Origin of the sequence: Streptomyces milbemycinicus, from assembly GCF_002154605.1 — a bacterium.
GTDB classification, from domain to species: domain Bacteria; phylum Actinomycetota; class Actinomycetes; order Streptomycetales; family Streptomycetaceae; genus Streptomyces; species Streptomyces milbemycinicus.
This window is the reverse complement of record NZ_MUNE01001118.1, coordinates 1-3983: the sequence shown is the minus strand read 5'-3', so window position 1 is coordinate 3983 and position 3983 is coordinate 1. Positions and strand designations below refer to the sequence as shown.

Below are 3983 nucleotides of genomic sequence, written 5' to 3'. Positions count from 1 at the left end.
CCGCCGGGGAGCCGGGGGCGGTGCGCGAACCGTGGCGGGAACAGGGGCATGCGCTGGTGCGGACCGTGTCCTTCGCCGGCTGCGGCGTACGCGATCTCTCCGTGCCGTACGGGGACTTCTCGCTGCCCATACGCGACTCGTTCCTCGACCGCGCCTTCGAGTGCTGGGTGCACGCCGGGGACATCGCCGAGGCGATCGACTACCCGTACGAGCCGCCCGCCTCGGCCCATCTGCGGCCCATGGTCGACCTGTGCGCCCGGCTGCTGCCCGACGCCCTCGCGGAGCGCCGCCGGGCCGGGCTCGCGGGGCCGCCCCGGCGGCTGGTCGAGGCGGGCGCGCCGGGCCGTACGCTCCATCTGGAGGTCGAGGGCAGCGGCGACTGGTACATCCCGCTGGACTCCCCCGCCGCAAAGCCCTCCCCGGAGGACGCGGTGGCCCATATCGCGCTCGACCGCGAGGCCTTCTACCAGCTGGCGGCCGGGCATGTGCCGCCCCAGGAGGCGGCCGCCGGACAGCTCGGCGACCCGGAGGCGATCCGCGACGTCCTCTTCGCGACGGCGTCCCTGTCGCGCCTGTGAACCCCGGATACCCGGGTACCCGGGTACAGGCTCAGGCGAACACCACGGTCCGGTGCCCGTTGAGCAGCACCCGCCGCTCGCTGTGCCACTTCACCGCCCGCGCCAGCGCCTGGCACTCCACATCGCGCCCCGCCGCCACCAGCTGGTCCGGGTTGAGCTCATGGCCCACCCGCTCGACCTCCTGCTCGATGATCGGGCCCTCGTCCAGGTCCGCCGTCACATAGTGGGCCGTCGCGCCGATCAGCTTCACCCCGCGGGCGTGCGCCTGGTGGTACGGCTTGGCGCCCTTGAAGCTCGGCAGGAAGGAGTGGTGGATGTTGATGATGCGCCCCGCCAGCCGCTTGCACAGGTCGTCCGAGAGCACCTGCATATAGCGGGCCAGGACGACCAGCTCCACCTTCTCGGCCTCCACCAGCTCCAGCAGCTCCGCCTCCGCCTGAGCCTTGTTCTCCTTCGTCACCGGGATATGCCGGAAGGGGACCCCGTACGAGCCGACCAGCTCCGCGAAGTCGGTGTGGTTGGAGACCACCGCCGCGATCTCCACGGGCAGCGCCCCGATCCGCGAGCGGAAGAGCAGGTCGTTCAGGCAGTGGCCGAACTTGCTGACCAGCAGCACGACGCGCATCTTCTCGGCGGCCGGGTGGATCTGCCAGTCCATCTGGAAGGACTCGCCGACCGCCGCGAAGCTCGCCCGCAGGTCCTCCACCCGCACCGGTGAGACCGCCCGGAAGTGCACCCGCATGAAGAAGAGCCCGGTGTCGCGGTCGCCGAACTGCTGACTGTCCTCGATGTTGCAGCCGGTCATGAAGAGGTAACTCGACACGGCGTGCACAATGCCCTGCTTGTCCGGGCAGGACAGGGTGAGGATGTACTGGTCGGCGGCGGCGGAATGCGACTGGCTCATGACTCCATAGCGTCGCACACCCTGCGGAGATCCCTAGACCGCGTTGGTCATGATCGCCAGCACTTCGAGGGTGTGCGGGGGCAGGTCGGGGTCCTCACCGTCGTTGGCCGCGAGCCGCACATGCGCCTCGCGCGCCGCCCGGACGGCCTCCGGCCACCCGTGGTGCTCCAGGTAGGCCGAGGGCAGGGCGTCCGCGCCGACCTGGTGCATGATCCGCAGCACTCTGAGGACGGCGACGTCGACGAGCGCCGCCTCCTGCGAGTCGCGGAAGATCGTGCCGACGTACTTCTCGGCCGACCAGTTGTCCAGCCAGGTGTCCTCCACCAGCCGGTACACGGCGTCGGTGACGTCCCCGTATCCGTCCAGGCCCGCCAGCCAGCACTCCTGCTGGAAGACGGGATCAGAGAGCATATGCAGCGCCGAGCGCACATTGCTGCGCCAGCGCCACCACGGCATGTCATTGACAGGCATGCCGCCCATGGTGGTCGAGCGACGGCCGCGACGGGAAGACTTCTCCGAACCTTGCACGGTAATCGATCGTACGTTCTTCGCCGGCACACATGCATCGACCCCCGTAATTCACCCTCTCGTCACTTTCTCGCCATTTGCGATAGCCGCCCCGTTACGAGCGGAACGCCACGCTCACATGCCATGACCGGATGGCGACTTTTCTCCCCACGCCCATGGCTGACGGCCGCGCTCTGCGCCGCGGTCGGGGCGGGGACGCTGACCGGCTGCGGCGCCCTGTCCGGGGCGGGATCCGATGACCCCATCACCGTCATGACCTGGGCGCCGGAGAACACCAAGGCGACCAATATGCCCGAGATGCCCGCGATGGCGAAGGCGTACGCCCGCTGGGTCAACGACAACGGCGGCATCCACGGCCGCAAGCTGAAGGTGCTCACCTGCAACGAGCGCAACGACCCCTCGGAGGCGGCCCGCTGCGCCCGGCGCGCCGCGGATGAGAACGTCGTCGCGGTCGTCGGCTCGTACAGCCAGTTCGGCCGCTACTTCATCTCCGCCCTGGAGGGCTCGGGCATCCCCTATATCGGCGGATACGGGCTGACGCAGGAGGAGTTCGACAGCCCGTACTCCTACCCGGTCAACGGCGGCCAGGCCGCCCTCCTGGCCGGCAACGGACGGCAGCTGGCCTCCGTATGCCGCCGCGTCTCCCTCGTCCGCCCCGACACCATCGCGGGCGACGAGCTGCCCGAACTCCTCGACGCGGGCCTGGCGGCGGGCAAGCGCCGCGCCGCCACCGACGTACGGGCCCCCGAGGACGCCGGCGACTATATGCGGCAGGCCCGCACCGCCCTGAACGGAGTGGGCGCCGAGACCGCCCTGGGCGGCGCCGCGCAGGGCGCCGAGCTGCCCGACTCCTGTGTGACCGCGGCGCTGGGAGAGCGCACCGGCACCTTCTTCGACTCCTTCCGGCGGCTCCAGGAGGACCACCCGAAGGTACGGATCGCCTCCGTGCTCGGCAGCGTCCGCCAGTCCCTCGTGGACAGCACCGGCGGCCGCGAGAGCCCGCTGGAGGGCGCGTACGCCACCGGCTGGTACCCGGCCGCAGACGATCCGCGCTGGGCGCCCATGAAGAAGGTCATCAAGGACTACGCCTTCGAGGACGCCCGTATCGACGCGGAGGACCCCGGCACCCAGACCACCTGGATCGCCTACACCGTGCTGCGGTCGGTCCTGAACTCCCTGAAGGCCGACGACATCAGCGCCCGCTCCATCCGGCGCGTGCTGGACAACGGCCACGCGGTCGGCACCGGCGGCCTCACGCCGGAACTCCGCTGGGGCTTCAAGGACGCGCTGTCCATCCACGGCTATCCGCGCATGGTGAACGCGGATGTGACCTACCAGGCGGTGCGGGGCGGGCGGCTGGTCGCGGTCCGCAAGGGTTTCGTGGACGTCTCGACGACGCTCCGGCGGTACGCCAAGACGGACTGAGATTGTCTCCTGAAGCTGAGCTATTGCGACACCTTCAGCCATCCGAAGGCGCCCTTGCACACGAAAATCGCCCTTGACACAGTGTCACCTGATCGCCACCTTTCGAGGAGACACTCATGCGCTTTCGGAAAGTTCGATCAACGGGTCTGGCGTCCGCGTTATTGGGGTCCTTGATGGCTCTCGCACTCCCGGGTACGGCAGAGGCCGGAACCCAGGACTACGCGGCCGTCTTCACCTACAACGGCCACGCCGTCAACGTGCGGGACGAAGCCACCACCAGCTCAGCCAAGATCGGGAGCATTCCCGCCGCCGACTCGTGGCCGTGTTTCACGAGCAACGGCTGCTACACCAAAGCTGGTGGCTCCTACACCTGCTGGAGCGGCGGCCCCTCGGGCAACCGGTGGGTGAAAGTGGCTTGGGGGGACTTCTACGGCTGGGTCCCGCAATCCTGTGTGAGGATCGGCCGGGCCTAGCACCCGGCACAGTCCACAGAGCGCGGGCAATCGGCTGCCAATTCTTTGCGGCGACCGATTGCCCGCGCTCTGTGG

Annotated in this window: 4 protein-coding genes and 1 pseudogene; 3 read left to right on the top strand and 2 right to left on the bottom strand. The window is 69.3% G+C overall.

Annotated features, from left to right (window positions below; genetic code table 11):
• Nucleotides 1-578: pseudogene (locus tag CCN51_RS51460) on the top strand (immediate early protein); the annotation flags it as partial.
• A gap of 31 nt (nucleotides 579-609) precedes the next feature.
• Here the strand turns inward: CCN51_RS51460 and purU are convergent.
• On the bottom strand, nucleotides 610-1482 hold the full coding sequence (purU, locus tag CCN51_RS51455; protein ID WP_014177427.1) for a formyltetrahydrofolate deformylase: 873 nt from the start codon (nucleotides 1480-1482) through the stop codon (nucleotides 610-612).
• 33 nt (nucleotides 1483-1515) lie between these two features.
• Nucleotides 1516-1962 carry an SCO4402 family protein gene (locus CCN51_RS51450; protein ID WP_014177428.1) on the bottom strand — a complete coding sequence of 149 codons (447 nt, stop codon included), beginning with the start codon at nucleotides 1960-1962 and terminating at the stop codon, nucleotides 1516-1518.
• Between the two features lie 171 nt (nucleotides 1963-2133).
• Between CCN51_RS51450 and CCN51_RS51445 the strand changes: the two genes are divergently transcribed.
• Both CCN51_RS51445 and CCN51_RS51440 read left to right on the top strand, forming a co-directional pair.
• Nucleotides 2134-3435, top strand: coding sequence for an ABC transporter substrate-binding protein (locus CCN51_RS51445; RefSeq protein WP_014177429.1), 1302 nt, complete (start codon nucleotides 2134-2136; stop codon nucleotides 3433-3435).
• Nucleotides 3436-3608: 173 nt separating this feature from the next.
• Nucleotides 3609-3908 (top strand): hypothetical protein, encoded by a 300-nt coding sequence (locus CCN51_RS51440; RefSeq protein WP_014177430.1) that lies wholly within the window; start codon nucleotides 3609-3611, stop codon nucleotides 3906-3908.
• Nucleotides 3909-3983 lie beyond the last annotated feature (75 nt).

What these genes read in the sequence shown, in the direction of transcription:
- purU (WP_014177427.1), bottom strand. Translation starts at nt 1,482, where the DNA reads ATGAGCCAGTCGCATTCCGCCGCCGCCGACCAGTACATCCTCACCCTG.
- CCN51_RS51450 (WP_014177428.1), bottom strand. Translation starts at nt 1,962, where the DNA reads ATGGGCGGCATGCCTGTCAATGACATGCCGTGGTGGCGCTGGCGCAGC.
- CCN51_RS51445 (WP_014177429.1), top strand. Translation starts at nt 2,134, where the DNA reads ATGACCGGATGGCGACTTTTCTCCCCACGCCCATGGCTGACGGCCGCG.
- CCN51_RS51440 (WP_014177430.1), top strand. Translation starts at nt 3,609, where the DNA reads ATGGCTCTCGCACTCCCGGGTACGGCAGAGGCCGGAACCCAGGACTAC.